The sequence below is a fragment of the Mesorhizobium sp. M1A.T.Ca.IN.004.03.1.1 genome (genome assembly GCF_003997555.1).
Lineage (GTDB): Bacteria > Pseudomonadota > Alphaproteobacteria > Rhizobiales > Rhizobiaceae > Mesorhizobium.
In genome coordinates this window covers 1-344 of the sequence record NZ_RZTV01000099.1, presented here as the reverse complement: position 1 = coordinate 344, position 344 = coordinate 1, and the positions used below count along the sequence as shown (strand labels likewise).

The following is a 344-nucleotide window of genomic DNA, read 5'->3' as shown; positions in this document are numbered from 1 at the left end:
ACGGTCGAAAAGAACCTGCTGCTGCGCGATTTCCACTCACCGAACATCATTTGGCGGCCGCAGGAGCCGGGCATCAGAAAGATCGGCCTCATCGACTTCCAGGACGCCATGATCGGGCCCACCGCCTATGACCTTGCCTCCATTGTCCAGGACGCCCGCGTCACGATCGAGCCGCAGCTTTTCCGGCAGCTGATGGATGATTATATGGCGCTTCGCCGCAGACAGGGCGGCTTTGACGAAGTCGGATTTCCGAAAGCATGGGCGATCATGTCGGCGCAGCGCAATTGCAAGCTTGCCGGTCTCTGGGTGCGGCTGCTGCAGCGGGACGGCAAGCCCGGCTATCT

At 61.0% G+C, this 344-nt stretch carries 1 protein-coding gene; it reads left to right on the top strand.

The annotated features are described in order from the left end of the window. The coding region (locus EOD29_RS30885; RefSeq protein ID WP_164763897.1) for a phosphotransferase at window positions 1–344 on the top strand (344 nt) is incomplete at both ends.